Source organism: Nocardia jiangxiensis NBRC 101359 (genome assembly GCF_000308615.1).
Classification (GTDB): Bacteria; Actinomycetota; Actinomycetes; order Mycobacteriales; family Mycobacteriaceae; genus Nocardia; species Nocardia jiangxiensis.
The window spans coordinates 1-23,004 of record NZ_BAGB01000151.1; the positions used below are offsets into that span (position 1 = coordinate 1).

General features: G+C 61.5%; 39 protein-coding genes. 13 read left to right on the forward strand and 26 right to left on the reverse strand.

What is annotated here, in order from left to right; translation table 11 throughout:
- The first annotated feature begins 49 nt into the window (after positions 1-49).
- From ON40_RS35905 to ON40_RS54060, 10 genes are all read left to right on the forward strand, one after another.
- On the forward strand, positions 50-322 hold the full coding sequence (locus ON40_RS35905) for a hypothetical protein (protein ID WP_157186638.1): 273 nt from the start codon (positions 50-52) through the stop codon (positions 320-322).
- Positions 319-627 (forward strand): hypothetical protein, encoded by a 309-nt coding sequence (locus ON40_RS35910; protein WP_040829786.1) that lies wholly within the window; start codon positions 319-321, stop codon positions 625-627. Before ON40_RS35905 ends, ON40_RS35910 begins: the two co-directional genes overlap by 4 nt.
- The gene (locus ON40_RS52625) at positions 624-797 is read left to right on the forward strand and encodes a hypothetical protein (protein WP_157186639.1); all 174 of its coding nucleotides are present in this window, start codon (positions 624-626) and stop codon (positions 795-797) included. The genes ON40_RS35910 and ON40_RS52625 overlap by 4 nt, the downstream gene beginning before the upstream one ends.
- Positions 794-1,024 (forward strand): hypothetical protein, encoded by a 231-nt coding sequence (locus ON40_RS35915; protein ID WP_157186640.1) that lies wholly within the window; start codon positions 794-796, stop codon positions 1,022-1,024. Before ON40_RS52625 ends, ON40_RS35915 begins: the two co-directional genes overlap by 4 nt.
- Positions 1,021-1,368, forward strand: coding sequence for a hypothetical protein (locus ON40_RS35920; protein ID WP_040829788.1), 348 nt, complete (start codon positions 1,021-1,023; stop codon positions 1,366-1,368). The genes ON40_RS35915 and ON40_RS35920 overlap by 4 nt, the downstream gene beginning before the upstream one ends.
- Before the next feature lie 109 nt (positions 1,369-1,477).
- On the forward strand, positions 1,478-1,690 hold the full coding sequence (locus ON40_RS35925; RefSeq protein WP_040829789.1) for a hypothetical protein: 213 nt from the start codon (positions 1,478-1,480) through the stop codon (positions 1,688-1,690).
- On the forward strand, positions 1,687-1,926 hold the full coding sequence (locus ON40_RS56560) for a DUF7246 family protein (RefSeq protein ID WP_505789603.1): 240 nt from the start codon (positions 1,687-1,689) through the stop codon (positions 1,924-1,926). The genes ON40_RS35925 and ON40_RS56560 overlap by 4 nt, the downstream gene beginning before the upstream one ends.
- Entirely contained in the window at positions 1,923-2,282 is a 360-nt protein-coding gene (locus ON40_RS35935; protein WP_040829790.1) for a DUF732 domain-containing protein, read from the forward strand. The genes ON40_RS56560 and ON40_RS35935 overlap by 4 nt, the downstream gene beginning before the upstream one ends.
- 212 nt (positions 2,283-2,494) lie before the next feature.
- Complete coding sequence (locus tag ON40_RS35945) at positions 2,495-2,683, forward strand: hypothetical protein (protein WP_040829792.1); 189 nt, start codon at positions 2,495-2,497, stop codon at positions 2,681-2,683.
- Between the two features lie 15 nt (positions 2,684-2,698).
- A complete protein-coding gene (locus ON40_RS54060) occupies positions 2,699-3,103 on the forward strand; it encodes a hypothetical protein (RefSeq protein WP_040829793.1) in 405 nt (134 codons plus the stop codon).
- Between the two features lie 81 nt (positions 3,104-3,184).
- Here ON40_RS54060 and ON40_RS35955 read toward each other — a convergent pair whose 3' ends face one another.
- Both ON40_RS35955 and ON40_RS35960 read right to left on the reverse strand, forming a co-directional pair.
- Positions 3,185-3,364, reverse strand: coding sequence for a helix-turn-helix domain-containing protein (locus ON40_RS35955; RefSeq protein WP_157186641.1), 180 nt, complete (start codon positions 3,362-3,364; stop codon positions 3,185-3,187).
- 47 nt (positions 3,365-3,411) lie between these two features.
- Positions 3,412-3,687, reverse strand: a complete 276-nt coding sequence (locus ON40_RS35960) for a hypothetical protein (protein WP_040829795.1) — start codon at positions 3,685-3,687, stop codon at positions 3,412-3,414.
- Positions 3,688-4,712: 1,025 nt separating this feature from the next.
- On the opposite strand from ON40_RS35960, the gene ON40_RS35970 reads away from it, so the two are divergent.
- The 3 genes from ON40_RS35970 (at position 4,713) to ON40_RS52630 (ending at position 6,363) form a co-directional block, all read left to right on the forward strand.
- Positions 4,713-5,603: a helix-turn-helix domain-containing protein gene (locus ON40_RS35970; RefSeq protein WP_040829798.1), complete on the forward strand. Its 891-nt coding sequence runs from the start codon at positions 4,713-4,715 to the stop codon at positions 5,601-5,603.
- The gene (locus ON40_RS35975) at positions 5,600-5,806 is read left to right on the forward strand and encodes a DUF397 domain-containing protein (RefSeq protein WP_040829799.1); all 207 of its coding nucleotides are present in this window, start codon (positions 5,600-5,602) and stop codon (positions 5,804-5,806) included. Before ON40_RS35970 ends, ON40_RS35975 begins: the two co-directional genes overlap by 4 nt.
- A 74-nt stretch (positions 5,807-5,880) precedes the next feature.
- Positions 5,881-6,363: a hypothetical protein gene (locus ON40_RS52630; RefSeq protein ID WP_157186642.1), complete on the forward strand. Its 483-nt coding sequence runs from the start codon at positions 5,881-5,883 to the stop codon at positions 6,361-6,363.
- A gap of 126 nt (positions 6,364-6,489) precedes the next feature.
- On the opposite strand, the gene ON40_RS35985 is transcribed toward ON40_RS52630, so the two are convergent.
- The 24 genes from ON40_RS35985 to ON40_RS36100 form a co-directional block, all read right to left on the reverse strand.
- On the reverse strand, positions 6,490-6,894 hold the full coding sequence (locus ON40_RS35985; protein WP_040829801.1) for a hypothetical protein: 405 nt from the start codon (positions 6,892-6,894) through the stop codon (positions 6,490-6,492).
- Between the two features lies 1 nt (position 6,895).
- Complete coding sequence (locus tag ON40_RS52635) at positions 6,896-7,321, reverse strand: hypothetical protein (RefSeq protein WP_157186643.1); 426 nt, start codon at positions 7,319-7,321, stop codon at positions 6,896-6,898.
- Position 7,322: 1 nt separating this feature from the next.
- Positions 7,323-8,111 (reverse strand): hypothetical protein, encoded by a 789-nt coding sequence (locus ON40_RS35995; protein ID WP_040829803.1) that lies wholly within the window; start codon positions 8,109-8,111, stop codon positions 7,323-7,325.
- Between the two features lie 13 nt (positions 8,112-8,124).
- Positions 8,125-8,457 carry a hypothetical protein gene (locus ON40_RS36000; protein WP_040829804.1) on the reverse strand — a complete coding sequence of 111 codons (333 nt, stop codon included), beginning with the start codon at positions 8,455-8,457 and terminating at the stop codon, positions 8,125-8,127.
- Positions 8,457-8,816 carry an LtfC-like domain-containing protein gene (locus tag ON40_RS36005; protein WP_444543730.1) on the reverse strand — a complete coding sequence of 120 codons (360 nt, stop codon included), beginning with the start codon at positions 8,814-8,816 and terminating at the stop codon, positions 8,457-8,459. The genes ON40_RS36000 and ON40_RS36005 overlap by 1 nt, the downstream gene beginning before the upstream one ends.
- On the reverse strand, positions 8,816-9,121 hold the full coding sequence (locus ON40_RS36010; RefSeq protein ID WP_040829806.1) for a hypothetical protein: 306 nt from the start codon (positions 9,119-9,121) through the stop codon (positions 8,816-8,818). Before ON40_RS36010 ends, ON40_RS36005 begins: the two co-directional genes overlap by 1 nt.
- Positions 9,118-9,519 carry a hypothetical protein gene (locus ON40_RS36015; RefSeq protein WP_040829807.1) on the reverse strand — a complete coding sequence of 134 codons (402 nt, stop codon included), beginning with the start codon at positions 9,517-9,519 and terminating at the stop codon, positions 9,118-9,120. The genes ON40_RS36010 and ON40_RS36015 overlap by 4 nt, the downstream gene beginning before the upstream one ends.
- Positions 9,520-9,786: a hypothetical protein gene (locus ON40_RS36020; protein WP_040829808.1), complete on the reverse strand. Its 267-nt coding sequence runs from the start codon at positions 9,784-9,786 to the stop codon at positions 9,520-9,522. It lies immediately after the preceding gene.
- Positions 9,783-10,169 (reverse strand): hypothetical protein, encoded by a 387-nt coding sequence (locus ON40_RS36025; RefSeq protein ID WP_063713157.1) that lies wholly within the window; start codon positions 10,167-10,169, stop codon positions 9,783-9,785. The genes ON40_RS36020 and ON40_RS36025 overlap by 4 nt, the downstream gene beginning before the upstream one ends.
- A gap of 5 nt (positions 10,170-10,174) precedes the next feature.
- Positions 10,175-11,023 carry a DUF1906 domain-containing protein gene (locus tag ON40_RS48685; protein ID WP_051194092.1) on the reverse strand — a complete coding sequence of 283 codons (849 nt, stop codon included), beginning with the start codon at positions 11,021-11,023 and terminating at the stop codon, positions 10,175-10,177.
- 27 nt (positions 11,024-11,050) lie between these two features.
- On the reverse strand, positions 11,051-11,623 hold the full coding sequence (locus tag ON40_RS36035) for a hypothetical protein (RefSeq protein WP_040829809.1): 573 nt from the start codon (positions 11,621-11,623) through the stop codon (positions 11,051-11,053).
- A 1-nt stretch (position 11,624) separates the two neighbouring features.
- The gene (locus ON40_RS36040) at positions 11,625-12,170 is read right to left on the reverse strand and encodes a hypothetical protein (RefSeq protein WP_040829810.1); all 546 of its coding nucleotides are present in this window, start codon (positions 12,168-12,170) and stop codon (positions 11,625-11,627) included.
- 1 nt (position 12,171) lies between these two features.
- On the reverse strand, positions 12,172-12,678 hold the full coding sequence (locus ON40_RS36045; RefSeq protein WP_157186644.1) for a C1q-like domain-containing protein: 507 nt from the start codon (positions 12,676-12,678) through the stop codon (positions 12,172-12,174).
- 41 nt (positions 12,679-12,719) lie between these two features.
- Positions 12,720-14,729, reverse strand: a complete 2,010-nt coding sequence (locus ON40_RS36050) for a hypothetical protein (protein WP_040829812.1) — start codon at positions 14,727-14,729, stop codon at positions 12,720-12,722.
- Entirely contained in the window at positions 14,729-17,122 is a 2,394-nt protein-coding gene (locus tag ON40_RS36055; RefSeq protein WP_040829813.1) for a phage tail tape measure protein, read from the reverse strand. The genes ON40_RS36050 and ON40_RS36055 overlap by 1 nt, the downstream gene beginning before the upstream one ends.
- Positions 17,119-17,487 (reverse strand): HK97 gp10 family phage protein, encoded by a 369-nt coding sequence (locus ON40_RS36060; protein WP_040829814.1) that lies wholly within the window; start codon positions 17,485-17,487, stop codon positions 17,119-17,121. Before ON40_RS36060 ends, ON40_RS36055 begins: the two co-directional genes overlap by 4 nt.
- Positions 17,488-17,691: 204 nt before the next feature.
- Positions 17,692-18,105, reverse strand: a complete 414-nt coding sequence (locus ON40_RS36065; protein ID WP_040829815.1) for a hypothetical protein — start codon at positions 18,103-18,105, stop codon at positions 17,692-17,694.
- Positions 18,106-18,144: 39 nt separating this feature from the next.
- Positions 18,145-19,425, reverse strand: a complete 1,281-nt coding sequence (locus ON40_RS48690; RefSeq protein ID WP_051194093.1) for a phage tail tube protein — start codon at positions 19,423-19,425, stop codon at positions 18,145-18,147.
- A 5-nt stretch (positions 19,426-19,430) separates the two neighbouring features.
- The gene (locus ON40_RS36075; RefSeq protein ID WP_040829816.1) at positions 19,431-19,634 is read right to left on the reverse strand and encodes a hypothetical protein; all 204 of its coding nucleotides are present in this window, start codon (positions 19,632-19,634) and stop codon (positions 19,431-19,433) included.
- A 12-nt stretch (positions 19,635-19,646) separates the two neighbouring features.
- A complete protein-coding gene (locus tag ON40_RS36080) occupies positions 19,647-20,105 on the reverse strand; it encodes a hypothetical protein (protein ID WP_040829817.1) in 459 nt (152 codons plus the stop codon).
- Entirely contained in the window at positions 20,102-20,713 is a 612-nt protein-coding gene (locus ON40_RS36085) for a hypothetical protein (RefSeq protein ID WP_040829818.1), read from the reverse strand. The genes ON40_RS36080 and ON40_RS36085 overlap by 4 nt, the downstream gene beginning before the upstream one ends.
- A gap of 21 nt (positions 20,714-20,734) precedes the next feature.
- Complete coding sequence (locus tag ON40_RS36090) at positions 20,735-21,046, reverse strand: hypothetical protein (protein WP_040829819.1); 312 nt, start codon at positions 21,044-21,046, stop codon at positions 20,735-20,737.
- Between the two features lie 64 nt (positions 21,047-21,110).
- The gene (locus tag ON40_RS36095) at positions 21,111-21,506 is read right to left on the reverse strand and encodes a hypothetical protein (protein WP_157186646.1); all 396 of its coding nucleotides are present in this window, start codon (positions 21,504-21,506) and stop codon (positions 21,111-21,113) included.
- A 20-nt stretch (positions 21,507-21,526) separates the two neighbouring features.
- A complete protein-coding gene (locus ON40_RS36100; RefSeq protein ID WP_040829822.1) occupies positions 21,527-22,951 on the reverse strand; it encodes a phage major capsid protein in 1,425 nt (474 codons plus the stop codon).
- Positions 22,952-23,004 lie beyond the last annotated feature (53 nt).

The window sequence follows — 23,004 nt, forward strand, 5'->3', positions numbered from 1 at the left end:
ACCTGAGTTGTTAACAGGAACCATAACACTCCACCGCCAGGGAGACACAATGAGCAGCACCAAGGATGTTGCAGCACAACGCTTTACACTCCTTCGACACGGCAACTCCGGCAACGAGTACCCCGAGACGGTGACGCTCTCCGGAGCGAATCCGGCCGGTTGGCGGTACGTCGTCTCGGCTCGCACCGGGGAGGCGTACGGCAAGGTTCGGGTAGCGGAAGGGATCTGCGCCTTCTTGCAGACCACCGCGCTCACTTCTCGGCACCCGAACCTCCGCGCCGCTCTCGACGCGTTATCGACACGGCTGGACGGTGCGCGATGAGCAACGTTGCACCGCAGAAGGATTCCGGCAGTCTCTATCCGGTCTGGGTCATCGTGACGACCAGTGACGATCGGCACGTCTACGTGATCGAATTCGGCCCGTACGACAAGGACGGTTGGCAGACGATCACTCGCACCACCGATGGCTTGAACCTCGGTCGCCGCCGGATCGACTCGATTTATCCCACCCAGATCACCTGGGAGCGGCCGGATGGAACTCGCGTTCAGTGCATCAGCACTTGGGATGCCGATCATGCGATGGCTGACTACATCTACGAGGCGATATCAGCGGGGCTGGCACGATGACCGCCATCTACAGCACCAACTACTCGGCGTGGCTCAGCCAGGTTGACTATCTGCTCCGGACGCGCTTCGGGCTGAAGTTGAACGAGATCACGGCTTACGACTGGCACTCGGCGTTCGACCAGGGCATGACCCCGGCTGTTGCTGCCGCGCTGGGGGTGATGGCGCGATGATGACGTACGCGGAGATGGTCAGAGCCGCGGCAATCGGCGCGGTGAACATCACCCACGAGTACCCGTGCACCGACCACGACACGAGCACAGAGGACGGGTTCCGAGCGTCTTTCGAAGCGCTGGTGGACTTCGCCTACCGGCCCGAGTTCGCAGAGAACGTCAAGGCAGACGAACGGGCTCTCAGCCTGATTCATCGCCTGTTCCTGCTGAAGGGGAATGCGGCGTGATCACCATCCGCGAAGGCGTGAAGCTGACCGCGAAGCAGCGCGAGCTGATCGGCGCTATCAACGTCGAACTGGAAGCGGGCCACTGGGAACCGATCCCGGCCCCGGGCTACACCACGATTCGCTGGATGCGGGACGTGCCGACGCCTGAAAGCTTCCGGGGCGAGGGGTTCGGCCGGTGGCCTGACGAGACGTATTTCCAGGTCGTCTTTCTGAGCATTGTCACCGGTAAGCCGTGGTCGTTGCATCTCGGCGTCGTCTCCGCTCCGTGGGTCGGTCGCCGTGATTCGACTATCACCATGACCCGGGCCATGGAAATCCTTCGAGATCCACAACGGGCCCTGTAGCTCTCCGAATAGAGCGGTTGCCACAGACCCCTGTGACAGCGGCCGGGAATCAATGGAGCTTCCCGTATGGCAACCGCTCCCCATACCTCTTTTGAATCGAGCTATTGAAATGAAATTCAGCGAGCGCACCGCTACGCCCCACAACTTCGCCGAGTCGCTGAACGAATTGCTCCGTGAGGCGCATGAGTCCGCAATCGAACACAGATATAGCGATACGCGATCATACGAGTACGGGTACATCGTGGCCGGGGTTCTCGGTCTGATCTCTGATGCCGCGCCGGACATCGAGCTTTACAACCCGATCGAAGAGTTTTTGCCGTGAAGACGATCACCCAGTGGCAGCACTCGCCGAAGGTGACCATCAGCCCGGGGGATTCCTGCCTTATCAAACGCCTACGCGGTACGTACACATTCAAGTACGCCACAGTCTCCGACTCGGGAGAGATCAGCCTTACTTTCGTCGGGGGCCCTCCCGGTCGGTATCAATTCCGGTCATTCCGGCCGGATCAAATCAAATCGGTACTCACAACCACTAATCGAAATGGAACAAGGAAATGAAAATTCTCGCAGGACTCGCCGCGCTGGGTGTCGCAATCGGTCTGGGCTTCTGGGTGCTGGTCGCAACCACCGCGCCGACCCCGGTCCACGCGGCTCCGGCCACGAACCCGAATACCGCGTATTTGACGGTGCTGGCCGCGAAGAACGTGGGAGTGACCAGCCCCCAGGCTGCGATCACCATGGGACACCGCGTGTGCGCCGCACTGACGACCGAACACGTCAATCGGTGGATGGAAGGTACCCGGCTCGTCTCGGTGGGCTACACGGGCGACGAAGCGGCCACGATCGTAGGCGCCAGCGTCGCTTCGTACTGCCAGGACCAGTCGGGCACGTACGGCAATCAGTCGGGGTACTGATCATGATCTCGGTACGCACTCGATCGCTCGCCGGGGACCACGGTTTCTACGCCACCTGTTCCGGCTGCCCGGCGCATGACGGGGTGTGGAACGGTCGGACGTATTGGAGCGGGAAGAACCAGTGGGCCGACCCGAAGTCAGCGCGGTCGCGCGCCGTGGCCGACAAGAAGGCTCACGAGTCCGAATCCAATAAGGCACAGGCGAACTGACCCATGCTCCGCTACGTCGTTGACTACTTCGTGGCCCGGACTCTCTGGAACTGGGCCCACCGACCGCCGAGACCGCGCCAGCCGGAACCGCATTGGGTCATCCTCGGCCACCGGTTCGCCAACCTGTTGATGCTCGCCGGACTGGCCTTGCTGTTGGCCGTGCTCGCCTGGGCCTTCGTCGCATCCCTGTAGAGAGAGACTCCCGCCATGACTGCTGCTCTGCGCAAGAGGGCCACCGCGCCGGCATACCCGCTGCCCCGCCCGGACGATGACCCCCGGTTCACTCTGGGCCTGATTCTCGAAGTCTCGGAAGTCCTGGAACGCCACGGCTATCCGCCGATCAAAGCCGGGGCAGACATCATCCGATTGCGTCAATCCCTGTTCAATTTCATCTACGAAGGAATCGAGACCGCCATGTCCGTCAGCCGTAACACCATCCACAAGCGGATGCGCCGTAGCGCCCAGGCTCGCCGGTGCCCGCACTGCAACCGATCCGCCGCGGTGGTTGATCGTCGTCAGGATGTCGGGGTCCTGCACATCTGCCGCTGGGCCCTGGATGGACTGTGCCCCGACCGGGGCGAGCTTCGCATCATGAACTATCTGGCGAGGTGAGCGCATGCGAGAACCCCCGGTATCCAACGATCGGATGCCGGGGGTTCTTTCGTTTTCCGAATCCGCTTGGCGGACAGGCGGTTAGTAGTCGTTCACCCGGATCTGACCGCGCCCGGTATCGGTGATGCGGTAGTACGGGGGCCGGCGTTGCACCAGATAGCCGCGTTGCGCAAGGACAGCTACCGATTCGTGTACTGCCCGGACGCCGAGACCGACCGCATCAGCGATAGCCGCACAGCTCCGCTCTTTTCCGTCGCTCATGATGGATAGAATCGCTTGCTGGTTGCGCCCTCGGTTCGGGATGCCGTTCATGCAATGGCCTTGACTCGGTGATGCTCCACTGTCACAGGCGATTCGCCTTCGTCCTGCCACACGATCACCTGGTACATGCCTTGCCGATTGGCGAACGACATGTTCGACAGGTACCACTTCACGATGTCGTAGCTCTTGCCGAACGCGTACGGATCGCGAGCGCTGTTCTCATGTTCGGAAACCCAGGCGTGAAACCGGTCGTAGTCCTCCGGCAACTCGAAATGCTCACGCGTGTCAGCGTGTTTCGTGTAGACGTGTGCGAGTCGTTTCATCGGTTCCTGTCTTCCGTGGGTTGATACCAGAGAAACGGGCCCCGGGTAGGTCGGCAACGGGCTCGATGGGGTCATGGCGGCCAAGCCATTCCGCGCTACCGAGTCCCGAAACTACCCGGGGCCCTCCCCCCTGTCCGCCATGCCGGGCGAATCAGGGAGCCTTGCGCGAAGAAACCCCCGGCGAGATTGGGAGGGGCTTCAGATACACGGGTCTGAAACCCATCTCGCCGGGGGCTCTCCTCTTACCCCGCTGTATGGACACCCTCCGGGCAGAAGGGCAGCGGGGAAGTCTTCTAGTTTGGATACGGCCCCTCCGGCTCGAACTGCAAGGGTGTACAGGGGTATCGGACACCGGAGGGGCCTCCCGCCGATCACATCGACGGGGGTTTCCCGCCGATCACATCGACGGGAGTTTGTGGACCATGCAGGCTTCGCAGCTTTCGACTGGAACGCGCGGGGGCACATGGCCTTTCAAGAGCAGCGACATCCAGCAGTAGTTCATCATCTGGCAGGTAGCCAGACTGCAACTGGAGTGCCGGGGCCTGCACAGCTCCGTGTGCATCTGCTCCGTCGTCATCGGTCGCGCGGGGAAGTCATGGAACACCGGGTTATCGGTGACCACGATCAGTACCCCATTGCGTAGGCGCCTGCCCGATGAGTGTCCGGAACCATGTGGCCGACCGCAACAAGCTTGTGCACGGCCTGTCGTCTAATCGGACAAAGTTCGTTCGGACACTCCAGATGAAGTTGCATGACGTAGTGGGCGTAGGTAGCGGTGATGCCTCCGGGCACGGCCGCATGGTTCAGCAGACCCATGATGATCCCCTGGTGAGTTGGCGTTCCCCCGAAGTCGTTGGGGGCTAGGCGATGTCACAAGTAGACACCCAATCTCGGAGTTCTGGAATCCTCAGTAGACGGATTCCTTCTGTTTTATGCCAGACTGAATCTACGGATGTCACCACTACACGGCTTCCATCTGGAGGCTTCCAGGAACCCTGGGCACACTCGATAGCGAGGCTAACGACATGACCGATTCGGGTAGCACCCTTGCTCGCCGGGCGTTGGGGCGTGAGCTGCGAAGACTGCGCACAAAGGCGAACCTGTTGCAGGCGGACGCGGCCAGATTCGCGGAGACCTCGGCTCAATCCATCGGTCGAATCGAGGAGGGCCGGGCCACCAGGGTCACTGGACTACAGGTCAACGCTCTCTGTGATGGGTACAAAGCGACCGACGACGAGCGCCGGACACTGCTCGGGTTCGTACAAGAGATCCGGGCCGCGCGAGAGGGCAAGGCGAGTTGGTGGCGCGCGTACAGCGATCAGATATCCGGGGACTTCGATCACTACTTATCGCTGGAGGCGGCAGCGCGAAAGTTGACTGTATGGAAGACAGTCGTGGTACCGGGCTTGTTGCAGACTCCTGACTACCGGCGAGCTATCGCGTGGTCTGAAGCTCCTGACCTGCCGTCCGATCAAATCGAGAAGCGCATCGAATGGGCCACACGAAGGCAAACGCGTCTCGACAATCCGGGGTTCGAAGTTGACGTGATCCTGTCGGAGGCGGTCCTACGCGACCAGGCCGGCGGTCCGGCGGTGATGGCAGAACAGCTTACCCATCTGGCGAAAGTGTCTGAGCTGCCGAATGTTTCGGTTCGTATAGTCCGGTTCGACTCGCGAAGTATGCTCGGGTCGTATGTGGGCTCGTTCAGCCTCATCGAGTTCCCGCCGCTACCTCAGTCCAAGCTGGTCGAACCTCCAATCGTGTACGTGGAGGAGTACGCCGGGGACCTCTACTTAGAGCGCCGGGAGGATGTTGACCGGTATCGGGGTGCCCTGAGAGAGATCGACCGGGTAGCGTTGGATCGAAACCAGTCCAGAGCATTCATTCTGGAAGTAGCAGAGGAGTATAGCGAGTGAGTATTGACCTGTCCGGGGCCAAGTGGTTCAAGTCCAGCCGCAGCGGCTCCACCAAGGATTGCGTAGAGGTAGCGCACCTGGACGGGGGACTGGTCGGCGTGCGGGACAGCAAGAACCCCACCGGCCCGGCGCTCGTCTTCGACCCTTCCGAGTGGGACGCCTTCAACTCCACTGTCATGAGCGGAGAGTTCGACCGGTCCTGACGCGACCGTAACAACGACGGTGCCCCGCTCCGATAGCTATATCGCATGATCGTTCCGACCGCCAGGAGATGTTCATGATTCGATCAGCTATCGCTGCCGGGGCACTTGCTTGTGCTGCTCTGGGGCTCTCGGTAGGTACCGCTGGCGCCGATACCGCCCCAGGGCCGTACATCGTCAACGGCACGGCGTACTTCAACGTCGGGGGTAGGAACTGCTCGATTACCGCGAACGGCGTTGCCGGATGTGATGTCAGCCCCACCGCGGTCATGATGGACATGATGGTGGGCGGTATCCAGGTCCCAACGCCCTACGTGCCTTCCGTGGTGGTCGGGGACATGCCGAACATGCCCGGTCATCCCGGCTGGTTCAGCGGCAGCCACGCCGGACCCAACGGCAACCCGGCTCTGCCGAATCTGACCGGTGGCCCGTACGGTTCACCCCAGCAGGCCATCACCTACGCCGGGGCTACCTGCCGGTTGGAGTACCGCGGCGCGGTCGATTGCCAGTCCGGCGGACACCAGTTCATCTTCAACTCCGGGCAGATCAGCGGAACATAGCCCGCGCACGAGAAAGCCCCATCGGACAGGTTCGATCCGGTGGGGCTTCTCTCATGGGTATCAAACCGAAGACGTCGAGCCTTTATGGTTGACCCGTCCAGAATAGCGGCTACGCGCTGATGCCACCTAATTGACGACGAACGACAGGGCTCCGGAACTGACCGTGATCGCAACGAAGTTGTTGTTGTGATACTGGGCTGTGAACTGATCGCCCCGGGCCACCGCGCCGGAATAGGTCAGGGTGATGGTCGCCTGGTTCGTCGTCGGGGTAACCGATGCCACCTGAGTTCCATTCTGATACAGGTAAAGCGCGTCGAAAGTCGTGGAACCGCTCGGATTGATCGTCAGCGTGACAGTGACTTTGCCCGATCCGGCGAGCACGACGAGCGCGTTCGAAACCAATGCGGCCGATGGAGTTCCAGCCTGAACCGATGAGAATGTGATGGCCGATGTGGTGGCAGCGGCAAGGCTCTGGCCCGCCGTGGCGTTGATGCCTTCGGGGACCAGGTGCGGAACGATGACGTTGCCCATCTCAGCTCTTGGTGCCGATGAACAGCGCCGCGAGCCCGTTGCCGGGCGTGGTACCGACCTGCGTGCAGTTGATCGTGAGAACGTCGCCCTTCGCCAGGGAAAGCGATCCGGTCCACGATCCGGTGGTGCCGGTGCCGCTGATCGTGATCGTAGCCGCGGTGGGAGAGAAGTCCGCGCCGTTCTTGTAGACGTGATAGACCGAGCTGGACCCTGCCGCGTCGGCAGTCGAGTACCGCAAATCGACTTCTGTCAGCGTCATAGCGTAGGGCGCAACAGTTCCTAGCGGTGCGTCCATGGTTCCTGTTGTGCGAGCGCCTGATTCGCGGCAATGTACTTCGGATGTCCAGGGCAGCAGCGCTTTTGCGTCTCCAACGTCCAGCAGGTCTGAAGCGCCCGAAGCGGCTGTGCCGAGTTGCTTGACTGCCATGTCAGCCGATCACCACGCATCGGTAAGCAACCGCCGTTGTCGCGCCGAAAGTGATCGTTGCCGTAGTGGTTGACGTGGCCTGCACATCCGGCATGACCAGGTTTCCGCTGTTGTCGTAGACCTGGACCAGGATATCGGTGGTGCCCAGGCTGTGAGTCACGGTGTACGACGTGCTACCGGCGGTCAGAGTTGTCGCGTACTTCTTGGTGAATGACAGCGCGCTCGGGTTGACCGAGATACCCGACCCCGTGACGTTGATCGTGGAATCGGCGTTCTTCACGGAGAACTGGTTGCTCGTGAGCTGGAGACCATTGCCCGCCGTGTACGTTGCCCCACCGCCGGCGAGCTGCCCCCAGGTGGTTGACGTGGTATCGACGGTCGCCGAATCCGGGGTGTACAGCATGAACAGGTGATCGGCGTAGGTGGTGCCGTCCATGATGCTCAGCGCCAGACCGGCTCCGACCGTCGCGCCGGTGGCGTAATCGGTGGGCCGGGTGAGTGCCGCGGCGCTGCCGTTGAACACCCAGATACCGTTCTGGCTGCCGGTGGTCTGCGCGGTCAATAGCACCCGGTCACCGTTCGCCAGAGTCACGCCGTCGATAGCCGTCCCGGGCCCTGAGATGGTGATGTTGGACGCTGCCGCAGCGCGAGCCGGTTGCCGCCACTCGATGCCCTGTATGGCGCTATCCACGTAGCCCTTGCTCGCGGCGTCGGTGCTGACGGTCGGGGTTGCCAGGTTGGTGATTTTCTGGCTCTGGAGATCCAGGCCGTTCATTACCTTGGTAGCCATTGCGGAATCTCCTCTAGAAGTAGCTCACGGTGCCGGTGGCCGGCGCGGCGAACGTGACGGTTATCTGTCCCGGGCTCGGGAATGCCACGTCCGCGATGACCTCGGCATTGCCGACGATGACCAGCAGGCCGTATGGGTTGCGCCCCAGACCCGTGTTGATGGTCCATTGCGCGGACGCGATCGATTGCGTGTAGACCGTGGCGCCACCGCCGGGGAGCCCCTGTGGCCCTTGGGGGCCGGGCGTTGGGACGACGAATACGGCAGGCTGTTGGGGCGGTACAGCGGTTACCACGGGCGCGGCGGGTGGTTGCACCACAATCACGGTTTCGGGGCCCAGCGTCGGCATCAGGACCTCACTTGCAGAGTGCCGGACATCCACAGCATCGGCGCTGTGCCGTTGCCGGACTGATCTAGATAGACCTGCACGAGACACCCATCGGGGATGACGTTCACCTGAGCGACGGTCAGCGCCCACGAGAGATTCGCGCCCGATACGGTGGCAGGGAAGGTGACCGTGTACGCCGAGTCCGGCGGGGAATCAGTGAAAATGATCTGGCATGTCGTTCCGGCGGGCCAGGGGACTGGATTCCCGTTCTTGTCCTGGGCGGTGATGGTCGGATTCCACACAGCATTCGGGGACATGACCACACGCAAATTCTGTGGTTCGTTCCCCAGCGTCATTTGATTGACAACACTGCTCGCCATCAGATCCACAATTCCGGAGGGTCCGGGACATCATCTACACCCAGCTTAGCCAGGCGGTCGACTACCATTCGGTCCCATCGGGCATGAGTCCACAGCGCTTGTTCGTATCGGCGCATACGAGTTTTCATGGTCTCCATGTCCTCTTGCCATTCGTTGACCTGTTTCATGGAGATGCCGGTCAGAACTTGCGTGTTGTCGACGCGAATCTTCTTGCGATCCATGACAGCGCGGACGCCGTATACCAGCGCGCCGGAGAACCCGGTCACTGATGCGACCTGGAACACGATTTGCCACACGCTCGTCATTTCCTGGGCAACCCTCTGATAACCCTGCGCAATTCCTTCTTGCGGCAGTAAAAGCTGATCACACATGCCAGACAGAGCGCAACGACGATGGAACCGCGAACCGGGGATGCCACAGCAACCGCGCTGCCGTAGATGATCAGGGCCACGGTGGCAACGCTGAGCCCGAAATTCTCCGCGAACAGTCCGGTTACCACGTCTCGCCAGAGAATTCCGAACAGCGCGGCACCGGACCCGACCACCAATAGTGATCCCCAGAGGTACTGAACCCAGGTCGGCAGCAGGGCGGCAAGGCTCCCGGGCACAGCGCGCGAAACCAACTGGGTCGATCCCGAGATAATCATCAGGATCAGAAAGGTGATTTCGAACGGCTCGCGCCTGTGCATCAGGAACCGTTCCATTTACTTGCCGACCACCTTCTCAGCAGCGGCAGCGGCCAACTTGGCGGCAAGAGTCGCGGGGGAGGACACCTGAGAGCGCGCGACCTCGGCGCCCGATACACCGAGCACTACGGCAATTCCGGCGTCGATAAGATCGGTGGTATTGCCATCGATGCCGAACTTGACCGCCAGAACACCGACGACGGCAGCCAGCGCGCCATCCACGGCCAGGCGTACCGGCTCCTCAGACCATAGTTTCTTGACCAGGGGCAACGGGTTGATGCTCATTTCATTTTCTTCGAATCGGTGATGTGACAGGGAATCCGATTGTCCGGGTCCAGTCGGTAATTCGCGCACACCCGGTGATATCCGTCAGCGATGATCAGCCGGGTACCCTTCCGGGCCTTGCCTCGAATCAGCAGGATCGGGGAGAGCGGTAGCCCCTTGTTGATCTTGTCCAGCTCATGCGACACATACGGGTCATCGAGCGGGAGTACCGGCAGCCGGGCGGCACGGATGATGTCCTTGGCGTAGAACGTCACGGTCTTGGCCTGCCTGAGCCGATCGACCGTTGCCGCCGCTTCGAGCGAAGACATCAGCAGGGCCAGGTACTCCACCGACGCTGTGTAATCACTCTGCGAGACGGTGGCGTGCCACTTGATATCCGGCACGGAACCTATCCCTTGAACTGGTCCGGAACGTTCTTGTCGAATGCGGCAATCAGCGCTTCGGCGGTGCCTGGGCCGGACAGCTTGTCCAGGATCGCGGACAGCAGTTGTTCGTTGCGTGCCTCGCGCTTGTCAACCCAGGCGAGCATGAAATCTCGATCGACCTGCACGCCCAGGTAGTTTTCGATCTGACTGGAAACGGGCTGAGACATGGTGTTACCTCCGAGATGGATGTTCCATTGGCCGAAGTCGTCGGGCCGGCGGATTTCGTTGATGTCGCATTCACAGCCCCCGACCCAGGCGTATCCCAGATCGTTGCGCTGGTACAAGTGAATGCCGTCGAATACCTGACCGCCCGACCATGCTTCGGTCTGCCACAGGTAGATATTCGGATTCCAGGCGTGGACGCGCTGGCAGATGTAGAACGAGCCGTAAATGCCGACCTTGCCCCATGCGCCGATCTGGTCCAGGCAGCCCTGTAGGTACTGCTCAATCTGTGCGTCCTGCCCGGGTGCCTCATCGAAGTCGCACGAGAAGTAGATAGCCGCGCCATCAGGCCCGCCGCAATTCTTGTGCTGAGCCCAGGCGGCAGCGGCATCGGATTTGCCCTGGTTGTATCCGCCCAGCATCATGTCCGCCGTGGTTTCCCAGTTGGACACGAGCGCCTGATCATTGTCGATATACGATTGCGCCTCATCGGGTAGCAGCAATTTTCCGGGCAGCCCCGATCCGCCATCGGAAAGATACCGGCAGATACCGTTGTAGATGGATGCTTTGACCGCGGGACCATAGGGCCGGCTCGCGGCATCGAGCAACAGCGGGTACTGGTTACCGGGCGCGATGTAGTAATTGACCACTGAAATTCACCTCGATTCCGAGCGTACTCAGACAGAGGACGTTTGCCCGCCTATCCAGGTGATAGAGAAGAATGACGATTCCGCGCGGTTGTTGGCGAAGTTCGTTGCCGTGCTCAGCGCGCCACCGGAATTCTGGTACCCCTCCATCTGGACCCAATCGCCGGACTTCGCACCGATCAACGTTCCCATGTTCAGCGACGTATTCAGCGCTGGATTCGATGTGCCGGGCGGGACAACCGCGGCGGGGGAGCATTCCAGGCCGATGATCGTTGCGTAGTTGGTTTTCCAGTGCATTGCCCGGATGCCGGTGGCGTTGCCCGCGAAATTGATCGATCCGGACAGGAAGTACCAGCCCATCTGATTGAAGGTGTAGCGGCCGGTGCTCGCGTTGAGTCCGGATTCCGAGTCCGAATCCACCGTGTCATAGGTGATCGCGGTCCAGGTCGTGTTCGGAATGGATATGGTGGCGCTCGCCTGATGTGCCAGCAGCAACGGCCGGGCGCTGGTGAGCCATGAGATTCCCTGGGGATGGGTGTTCAGGTTCGCCGCGGTGAGCGCTTCGGCGCTGGCGTAGCTGTGCTGGGCCGGGAATGTGGACACGTCAGCCTCCGAAGAAAATCACATCGAGGTAGGGCCGTTCTGCGCTGACTCCCGAGTTGTTGGTGCTGACCGTCGCGCCGGTGTCCTGGAAACCCTGCAACTCCAGAATGTCTTTCTCTGCCATGAACACCATCCGGGACAGCGCGACGCCGGGCACCGACGATCCATCGGACGGATAGGCATGAGAGCCGATCCCGGCCACCGGTGTCCCGTTGATGACGAACCGGGTAGCAGCGCTGTGGCCGGCGTTGGACTGGCCCGAGAAGACAACGCACCCCATCACCATGTAATAGCCGGTCAGCGGCGCTGTGTAGGTGTTGGAACCAGTGGACCAGCCCGAGAAGTTGTCGATATCGACAGTGCCCAGAACGATCCGAGTCCATGCCTGGTTCGCCAGGCTCGTGCTTCCGGACCCGCCATCGTGGACAGCGAGCAAAGGGCGCCCGTTGTAGACGAAATTGACCCCGGCCGGAATGTTGTTCAGCGTCGCGCTGGTGATTCCCGCCTGGTTGACCGTGAACGTTGGTTGGATCGGAACGGTAGCCATCTCAGCCCGCCTTCACCAACAGCAGAGACATGAAACTCGTTTCGGATCGGGACTGCCCGGCGAACGGCTGGTAGTTCACGATCGTGCTCATCGAAGACAACTGGTCCTGAAATCCCTGGACCTGCATTTGGTCCCCGATCGCCATGTGCAGCAAGATATCGACCTGTCCGCCGTGCACGATCGACGGAGCAGCAGGCAGCAGCGACGTACCGACCACGGCGTTCGTGTTCAGCACGAGCCGGGTACCACGGTTGCCACTGCTCGGGTTGTTCCAGGGCCAAGTGATGTTCGCGACGATGTAATACCACCCGGCGGTCTGACAGTGATACGTTCCGGTGCTGTCCAGCGCGGCGTCCACGTCAATTTCGGTGGTATCGAAGATGATCGGCGTCCAGACGTTCTGGCTGACCGATGTCGTGTTGATCGCTTGACGCGCGTAGCAGTGGGGAAGACCGCGGTTCAGGAAGTTCACTCCGTCGCGCAACTGGTTCAGGTCTTCCGCGCGCACGGGACCGCTGGTGAACGTGGGCATGATCGGGACTTTTGCCATCAGAACGCCAGGATGTTCGTCGTGGTGTCGAGCTTCGCCGCGGCGCTGCCGTCACAGGTCAGATAGGTGGTCGTGTCCTGGGGGGACAGGTCCAGAGTGATCTGGAACTTGTCCGGCCCGATCGTGTAGTTGATCGACTCCACCCAGCCGACCCACGAGACCGCGTGCCCACCGAGCGGGGTGTGCTGAATGCGGAGCAACTGGTTCAGTTCCAGCGCGGCCAGCCCGGATGCCCCGGTGACCAGGTTCATGATGGACTGATTCGGACCGGCGTCCAGCATCAGTTTTTCGACTCGCAGCAATGGCCCGCCGTAGTGCGCCACGAGGTACTGAGCCTGAGCTAGCGCGTGGTTGTCGGTGGCTACGCCTTCGTCGGTGATCTGGGTTGTCCATATCCCGTAGATGGCCTGGGCCGCGGTGTTGTTGACGACGAAATCGTTGCCGTTGGTCCGGCTGACCTCGGCTTGGGTGATGAGCCTGGACGTGTCGTAGGACAGCGCGAGATCCGAGACCGGGTAGCTCGCGCTGTCCCCGATCGTCAGCGATGGGGAGGCATTGAGTCGGTACGACCGGGGGGAGAAGACGAGTTGCCCATCACCCCGCGAGAAGACCACCCCGCCTTCCCATTTCGTTGTATCGATGATCAGCGCTGCCGCGTCTTTGCCGCTGATGACTGCCGCCTGCATGGCGGTGTTGCCGGTGCCCAGGGATGTGAATTTCGAGCCATACCCCGCGAGGGTCATCAGGGTTTGAATCCGAGCGTCGGCGGTCTGATTGGCGAGTCCGTTGATCGCGGCGTTGGGCAGGTTGGTGGAGGCGCCGCCGCTGAAGGTGCCGTTCGTCACGAGAGTCCCGGAGAACCAGCACACTTCGCTGATCATCCCGGAGAAGCTGTTGGCACCATTGGCGTTGGTGGGCCAGGTGGCACCAAGGTTCATCGCTACAAGCTGATCCCAGCGCCAGCCGTTGATGCTGTTTCCGCTACTGATCGTGGCAACGCCCAGGTTGTCCATCGAGAAGTACAGCGTGGGTACGCCACCGGTCGGGGTGCTCATCTCGATAGAGATGAAATGCGGTAGGCCATCGGCCAATTGGGCGGCGAACACGGTGTTGAAGATGGCCTGGTCCTGATCGACAGCGACGACTTGCAGCAGTCCGGCGGAAGTGATCATGAACCGCAGGAATTCCGAATAGGTGTGGTTCGCGTTCGCGCCGCCCGAGTCGGTGAACTCCAGGAAGGTCATCGGGTTATAGTTCGCCGCGGTGCTGGGCCGGACGTTGGTTTGGATGACCATGCACAGCGTCCACGGCACGGCCGGGAACTGGAAATAGGTTCCGTCCTTCGGCGTTTCGAGCCTGATCACCGAAAGGTTGTGCGGGTAGCCCCAACCCGGACTTGCGGGGGTGAAGCTCGCACCGCCGAGACCTTCGAGACCTGGGGCCGGGTTCGCGTACGGGTTGGCGCCCAGGGAGACTTGCTGGTTACCGCCGAAGGTGGCTACCTGTCCGTTCTGGATTCCGGCGGTGCGTTCGGGGGTGACGTTCGAAGTCGGCGCGGCGCTGGTGAGCGGCCACCAGAGGTTCGATGGGTTCTGCTGGGCGATCATCTCTTCGACAAGCGATAAGAAGACCTTCTGTTTCAGCGCGCCGAAGATGTCCACGGCAATCAGCGGCGTCATCTGCCAGTTCCCGGCGTTGTAGTAGGTCTGGGGCCACCGCTCCACGTAGCCATAGAAGATGGTGTTGGAGAACGAGCCATTCGTGCAGACGACCTTGATTGGCTTGTACAGCACCACATTCGGGCTGTACGGAGAGCCGGCGTTGCTCGGGTCGAATCGGCCATCGTGGTTGTCCAGCGCCAGATTCAGGCTGCCCGCCCGGGGTTCGTCCAGTTCGTATTGCCGACCACGCTTCGCGGTGATGCCCTGCACGTACGCGGTGATATCGGTCCAGGTGGTTCCGCTGAAGTTCACCTGAACCGAGATGCTTGCCCAGAACGATCCGGCCATCAGAACCCCAGCGAGACCGATCCGGAGAAGCCGAGCGTTCCGCGCGCTTGCATCCGTAGGAACTGCTGCCAGAGGTCTTCGGCGGCGCTTTCGAGGTTCTGGCCGATGATCGGCGCGTTGACCTCCAGACGGTAGGTGATGTTCATCTGCCCCCCACCGACACCGAGCCGGCCCATGCCGGTCCCCACAGCGCTGAAGCTGCCTTGTCCGGCCGCGCCGGTGATGACACCCTGAACGGAGCTGTTGACCGCCGGACCGTGCTCGGTGATACCGGCAGCGATACCGAGCGAGATGTACTTACCGACTTCATCGGCGAAGAGCCTTGACGGACTGAAGATGTGGGCAATGGCCTTCGCTGCGTTGGCCGCATCCGACACGATTTTTTCCACTGCCGAGATGACCGCGGCGCCAGCCTCTTCTATCCCGCGCACCATGCCTTGCACCAATTCGCGGCCGATGTCCTCCCACTTGGTGAGCAGGCCGTACAGGTATGAGATCACCTTCGCGAACGGTTCGATGCAGGTCTGATAGATCTCCGAGCCAGCGCCGGACAGGTAGCCCAACAGCGCTTGCCACGCCCCGGTCACGGTGATCAGGATGTCCGAGCCCGCCTTGCCCAGGAACGTGATGATCGATGTCCAGGTATTCACTGCCCAGATCAGGATGTCCGCCATGTATCCGGCAACCGTGCTGGTCACGCCATGCCAGTTGTTCGCGAACGCCCAGATCCAGAAAATGCAGTAGGCGAGCCCGGCGACGAACACGATCACGAACCAGGTGATCGGATTCGCCAGCAGCGACGCCGCGAATTCCCAAGCGGCTGTTGACGCGCTGACCAGGGCGGGAACAACGGTGCCGGTCAGAACGGTGCCCAGCCGGGACAGCCCGGACGCGATGGCCTCCCAGCCGATGACGCCCCAGGCGAAGGCGAACCGCCCGACCGCGGCAGTTGCCGCACCTAGCCAGCCGATCAGTGTGCCGATACCGGCGACGAGCGGGCCGGCCATCAGTCCGCCTTCGGCGCTCGTAGTGATGAACAGGCCGGTGAACGCCCCGGCGACGGAACCGAGTTTGATGATGAGGTTCGTCAGGGCACCGGCAGCGAGTAGCCCGATCGCAATACCGAACGCATCAGCGGCCACCTTGTTCCTGTCCAGGTATCCGATGAACTTGTCGAGCCCACCAACGATGCTGGTCACGGCGGGAAGAAGCATCGTCCCGAGCTTGATAGCAAGGTCTTGCAGATCGGTGTTGAGCTGTTTGCTCTTGAAGCTCATCGTTTGCGTGACATCAGACCAGTTGGTGACGTTCGTTCCGCCGGTCTTCAGCGCTTGCGACACCGAATCCACATTGGACTTGAAGGTATCGAAGTTCGGACCGGTCAGGCCCAGGATGACCCCGAGATTTCGAGTGCCACCCATGGCATCTCCGAGCGCGGCAACGTACGACTGCACATCGGCCGGGGCCGTGCCCATCGCCTGAGTGAAGGCATCCAGGTTGCCCTTGCTCTTGGTGAGCGCCTGTTGCAGGTAGACCAGCCCATCGTTGCCCAGGTGGTTCCGGATGGCGTCCGTGACCATTTGAATTCCACCTACCAGCCCTTGCGGGGAGGCAAGCTCTTGCTGGAACTGCTGCACGTTGATCCCGAGCCCTTGCAGTTCCTTGGTCATCTTCGGGGTATCGCCGGCCAGGTGGCCCATCGCGGTAGACAGCAGCGTTTCGGCTTGGGCGCCGTCCATGCCTTCCTTGGTCAGCGTCGCCAGCGCACCGGCCGATTGCGAGAAGTCCAGCCCGAGCGCGTGGGAGACCTGATCGACCCGGCCCATGTTGTCCGCAAGGGATTGCATGTTCGTTCCGGACAGCGCCAGCATCTCGCGGAAGGCGTTGCCGTAGTTGGTCGCTTGCGAGCTGGACGCGCCGTAGTCGTGCATGGTGGTGACCAGCGCGCGGGTTGTCGTGGTCAGGTCCGCCTGGTCTTCGATGCTGAGCTGAGCGGCGGTGTGCATGATGTTGCTGGTGTCCTTCCAGGTGTAACCCTCGGACAGGACGTAGTACGAAGCGTTCGCCAGGTCGGTTGCCGACGTGCCCACCTGGGACGAGAGGGTCATGAACTGGTCGCCCAGAGCTTGAACGGCACTTTTGGGCAAATCAGCAGCGGTGACCAGGTGAGTCATGGCGGTCTGAAAGTCCGTAGCCATCTTGATCGACTCACCGGCGAAGGCTCCTACCGCGGCCACCGTGCCGACGCTCAGCGCGGTCCCGAGCCTGTTCATGGCCGCTTCGGTGACTTTGCCGGAATTCGCCATCCCGAGCATTGCCGTCTCGGCATCCTTCATCACCGAGAAGAACGCGCCCGCCGTGGCGGACAGGTTCACCATTACCGGAATGCTCATGCGAACCTCGAAAGCACCTTGGCCTGTGCTTGCTCGAAGATGTCACCCATCCGACCTTCGATGACACCGCGGGCCGGGCCCATATACGGATGCTCTTCTTCGATCTTCCCCGAATACAGGTACACCGGGCTCCCATGCGGGCCCACGGAAATTTCGAAGCTGTGCGCGCCGGTGCTGCGAACGTTCCGGGAATTGGAAATGGACTTCTGGAGTCGTCCGGTCAGCACGGGGACTTCGGCACGCGCCGCGGCGCGGATTTCCCGGCCCGCTTGACGGATTGCGTACATGCTCGCTCGATCGACCATCCGGTTCATGTACTCTTCGGCGGCAAGGAATTCCGAAATGTCAGTGCTGATGCCGAACATCTTCGGATTGCCTCTCGTGTCTGTCCTGCATAACGTGATTCACCACGTCATCTACTGCCAGTATTGCATCGAGTTCGAACGTCGGTGTATGCGCTTGTTCGGTGAGCGACACCCCCATTTCCAGCAATCGGCGCCGGCGTTGTGCGCGACGCAACCAGGCGGGTATCGAGCGCTGGTCTATGTCGAATCCCTCGAAGGCTTGCCTCAGCCGTTCAAGGGCAGCGTAGGGGAGGCGGGATCGGGATTCACTTCCGCATTCAACCTGGGGCCACCGGTCGCGCGCACGATTTTGCTGATCTCATCGAACAGCGCGGTTACGGTCCCGCTCGGAATCTGCTGCAAGAGCACATCCCGGGAGACCGCACCGAACGACCATTCCGAGACGTAAACCAGGATCGTCGTCCATTTCATCTCGCGCATGGCTTTTGCGCCTTCGCGGCCCAACTGCCGCACCATATCCACCGGCGGGAGATCCTGTGCCTTCTCCGGGTCGATCCCGGCGGGCAGATGAGCCACCGCATCGAACTGGACATCTTCCAGTTCGGCAGTCTGGAGTTCGTTCAGCTTGCGCGGGTCGCGGATGTCGGCCCATGCGCCCTCGGGAAGTTCAACTTTCACGCGCGGTCAACCTTCAATAGTGAGTGGCTGTATTCAGGGTTACTGATAGGTGCCCGAGGCGACGGAGTTACCCAGGAACACCTTGACCGGGCTGTATCCGTTGGTGGCGCCGGCGTCGGTCGTATTGCCCACAGCGGTGAATGCCACCGACAATTCCACGTAGTCCTTGCCGCGGGTGCGATCAACCGAGTCGTACACCACGTCGGACATCTGGAACACGAGAGTGTTGGCCCCCTGGGCGAAGGCCAGAGCGTAAGTCTCGCCGGGGTTGGACGAATTGCCGATCTTCGCCAGCATCGGATCACTCGCCAGCATGACCGTGGTGAGTTTGCCGGTCACCCCGACCGCGCCCGAGAACATCGCGTACGGGTCCTGTGTGCCCTGAACGGTCTGGAGAGCTTCCACCTTGCGCTTGATCTGCAACTCGGCACTGGAGACGTTCAACGCCTTTGCGCCATCGATGTAGAGCTGCCCCGTGTACGCCGCAATCGGCAGGACGGTGGAATAACTCGGCGTCGGTGCCGACAGCACGACCGATGCCCAGGACATCGCCTTACTGGTGAACGTCAGCAGCCCATCAGCGCTGAACTTGAAATCCAGCTCGGAGAACTTCGTTCCGGCGAAGGCGTGGCACTGATCCCCGTCATAGTCGCTGAAGGTGAACGACGTGGGCTGCCCGTCGCCGGTGTTCTTGCACGAGAACACATGAGTGTTGGTGGGGGCCGAAGACGACACAGGCGGGGTTCCAGCGGTTCCGGTGCTACCGGTATCGGTGTAGGCGCCAACGGGGCCCACGGTGGTAACCAGCACGTTTTCCGAACCGGCGGATGTGCCGCGGTAGATCCGATACCCGGACGCGCCCGGTGATGTAGTCCAGGTCAGGTTCACATTCTGGCCGGCGGTCAGAGTGAGCGTCACCTCATTGGACTTCACGGTCTCACCGGTGCCGAACAGCGCTGTTACCACCCAGAACTGAGCACCGGCGCCGAAGGACGAACCTGTACCGTTGGCCGCGGCAGCCAGGCCGGACGGAGCGGTAGTAGCGCTGGTCACCACGTCTGGCAGCAGCGAGCCGAGCAGATAGCCGATGGTGGCCGGGTTGGCGTTGCCGTCCACACCGAAATCACCGGTACGCATCGCCGGAATCTTGGCGTAGGTCTCGACAGCGGACCCACGAAAGCTCTTGTCATCGAGCTTCTTATATGTGTCCTTCGCCTTGGGGTCCGCAGTGATGGTGATGTAGTCGGTAGCGGCTACCGCGGTTCCGGGAGTGGATTCCTTCGCCACCCCCAGGAAAGTCCGGAATGTTGCGATGGGCATTGCCGTTACTCCTGACCTTCAGCGCGATCGGTGGCCGGATCGACTTCTACCGGGCCCGGGCGATCGTCGGCACCGGAAATCTTCTCTTCGGCCGGGCGCCAGCGTCCATCTTCCGGGTTCTCCGGAATGTCGTAGACCTCACCGGGGACCGGTTCGACACGGAATGCCGGGTAAACGCGCTCCGGTTCGCCGATGTATTGAAGACGCATGGTGAATATCCCTTAGATCTGGGCCATTACTGACAGGATAATCTCTACTTCGACAAGACGGCCCTTGTGCTCGGGCTCCCATGACGATGTATCGCGGGATTCCTTCGGGTCCGCCTTGATGACGTTTCCCGCGCACGTCGGATCAGCCCGCACCGCGGCTTCAACAGTGCTCGCCAGTGCCCAGGCCCGCTGAAACGGCCACGACTGATCAGGACCGCCCCGGAATGTCGAGATGACAATGTGCATATCGTATGTCTCCAGGAATGATCCGGCGTTCATGCTGCCGATCATCTGGTACAGCTCCGCTTTGCGCTGAACGGCACCGATCGAAACAATATCGTCCGGCTGTTCGGGGCCCGGATCATCCAGGCAGACGACCAGTTGATATCCCGGCTCCTGGGTCAGCGTTGAACCGAGAAGATTCAGAAGATAGATCTTGACCGCGGGAACGGTCGAATTCGGAATGGTCATGCGATGCTCTGGGTACGTGCTTTGTTCTCCAGCATGGCGGCAAGTCGGGGGAACAGGTGCAACGGCCCGACACTCCAGCCGTCCTCATCGGGGACACCCCCGCCCCATTTCGGCCTGCCGCCGTTGTGGGTCTGCTGCCACAATCCCCGGATGTCCTCCAGAACGGCCAACTTCACATCCGGCGGTACCGACGCCAGCCCGGCCCGATAGGTGATCGTCAGCCACGAGCCCAAGAACGGCATCTCTTGGCCGAAGCTGGACATCCGGATCAGGGTTCCCGCTTCCGGGCGCTGCAAATAGAAGCCGTAATTGTCGTGCGTGCTCCCCGGGGGCTGGCTGGTCAGTGTGAAAGCGCTGACACCGACGTATTCAATGCACGAAGTGATCGACCCATCGATAACCGGGACGTTCCGCAGTGAAATCCGGCTGAGCCCATCGCACGGATAGGACTCGGTATAGGTGTAGGTGTTGATCGGGCCGGTGATGTATTCCACGATCGGCGTAGCCGCTTCGATATACCGCTGTAGCTCTGCCTGATAGGTGGTGTCACCCGCGGCAAGGTCCAGGTGAGACAGCACTTCCGACATGCGGACCAATTCGCCGGCCATTTCAAAACCTCCGAGTTCAGCCTACAGATTGCGGTAAATCTTGTTCTTCTTGCCGGTGCGATTCCCGGCGCGTTCGTGTTTCACTCGGGGCCCGTGAATGTGACTGCCGAAATGTCCCCGGGCGGTCTTGCGAGAGCCAGGATGGGCTCGCATACCTTCGGCTTTGTGGTGACCGGTGGCGGTGTGCGCGGCGTGCTGGATGCTCTGCCCCTTCGTGGCCCGCAGCGGTGTCTTGCGAGCCTTCGGAGCCTTCGGTGTACGCGGCTTGCGGACCTTCGTGGATATCGAGTGCACTGCCGCGCGAAGCTTGCGATGTGCGCCGCCCCAGGCCATGAATCACTCCCGGATAGGGGAAATCCCCCGGTGCCGGGTCAGCAGCACCGAGGGATTTCGTTCATCAGTTGATGGTGATCGTTACGACGATCCCGGCCGGGACCGCCAGGCCAGTGCCGTTCTGGACCAACTGGACGTCCAGCACGTCCCCATCGTTCAGTGCCACGCCGGCGCCTGGGGTCGCGTTGCAGTCCAGCAGAACCTTGGGGGTTTCAACCGCCAGGTTGCTGCCGGAACCAGCGGTGAAGGTTGCGAATGTGGCAACCACCGAGCCGGCCCGGAGCTGACGAACGTTCACGCTGAAGTTGTTCGTAGCAGCGCCGGTGACAGCGGTCGGGCTGACCAGGCTGACCCGAGTCACGCCACGGCCGTTTCCGTCCTCTGGTGAGAATTCGCCCACGACCGTAACCGCAGTGGCACCCGCAGCCGACTGAGCCGGGAGGGTAACAGTGTAATTCATTTCCTTTACTCCTCTCAGAATCAGAAGGTCGGCGGGTAGGCCAGACCGGACCCGGAAATCTGGACGATGGACGAGCCGTACCGATCGGGGATCATGGCCGCGTAGCCCATCATTCGATAGAGAACGCCACCGCTGTCCGCGTAGGTCGCGGTGAAGGTCTCCGTGGACGGGTTGGACTCCCACAACTTGATGTCGTTGCGGCGGTACAGGTAGATCGGGTCCTGATTGCCGTTGATGTTGGTCGGCAACTGGGGATCTACGAACACGTCCATGCCCGCGATGTTGCCCACCGCGCCTTGCGGAGAGTTCAGGTCGGGGCTGGTGGAAACGGTGTTGAACGGGTTGTTCGCCTGGGGCAGGATCACCGGGCGGTTCTGGGAGTCGAACCGCGATGCGATCCACGACCAACGGGTAGGGGTCATCAGAATCGTGTCGGGCGACAGGAAACGATTCGTGTGAATCGTCGCGCTGGCCCTCATGATCTGGGTGTATAGCTTGCCCGGCCCAACGAAGTCCGGCGAAGCGTCGGTGTAGGTCTGGGTGACCATGCCGACAGCCGCGCCCAGGCTGCGAAGGTGGCCGTTCTGACCGTTTTGGGTCAGGCCCTCCACATCGATATTCGCCGCGTAGGCCAGGGCCAGATCTTCCAGAATCACCTTGTCGAACGGGATGGCGGACTGTTCCAGCAGTTGCAGCGAGATCAGTTGCTTACCGCCGATGGTGGTGATGCCGGTGGTCAGGCTCGTGGTCTGAATGTCCTGTTCGGGCAGCGGAGTCAGCTCACCGGCGCTCGGGAGACCCGTGATTGTGCCCGCGGTGACCTTCGGCAGGTTGATGCTCGAAACGCCGGACGGCAGAGGCATTTTGTCGAACGTATCGACACCGACCCGGCCCGGACGCGCGAGCTTCACGTACTGATCAACGAGCCACTGGGGCGGCGCGAACGGGCCGGCGTTGCCGCTCGGGATACCGCCGGGAGTGGAGACCGTGCCTACGGTGTCACCACCGGCGCGCTTCTCCCGGGCCAGATCGGCTTCGATCGCGGTGTTCCGAACCAGACGATCCATGGCCGCGCTATCGCCGCGGGTGCTCGCCTTGAACAGGTCCTTGAAAAACGAGACTTCGTGCTGATTGTCCGCGCGGTACACAGCGGGCTCGGTGACCTTGGCGCCACCCCCGCCGTTCTGACGACGCGACTCGGCAGACTGGGAAGCGCGGTTGGCCTCTTCGACCAGTTCGGCTTCGCGTTCCTCCAGAACCTTGATCTCGGACTTCAGCCCCGAGCGCTTGTCGGAGAGCTTCTTGTACTCGGCGTTCTCGGCATCCGACATTGCCCGCTTCTCGGCAAGGGCCGTATCGACCAGGGCGTTCCGCTTGGTCTTGGCATCATCGAATTCCTTGCGGACCTCCGCAAGACGAGCCCGCACCATTTCCAGGGGGTTCATCGTGAAAAACCTCGGATTGATGGGAAAACTTCATCCCAGCGCGAGCGCGAGTA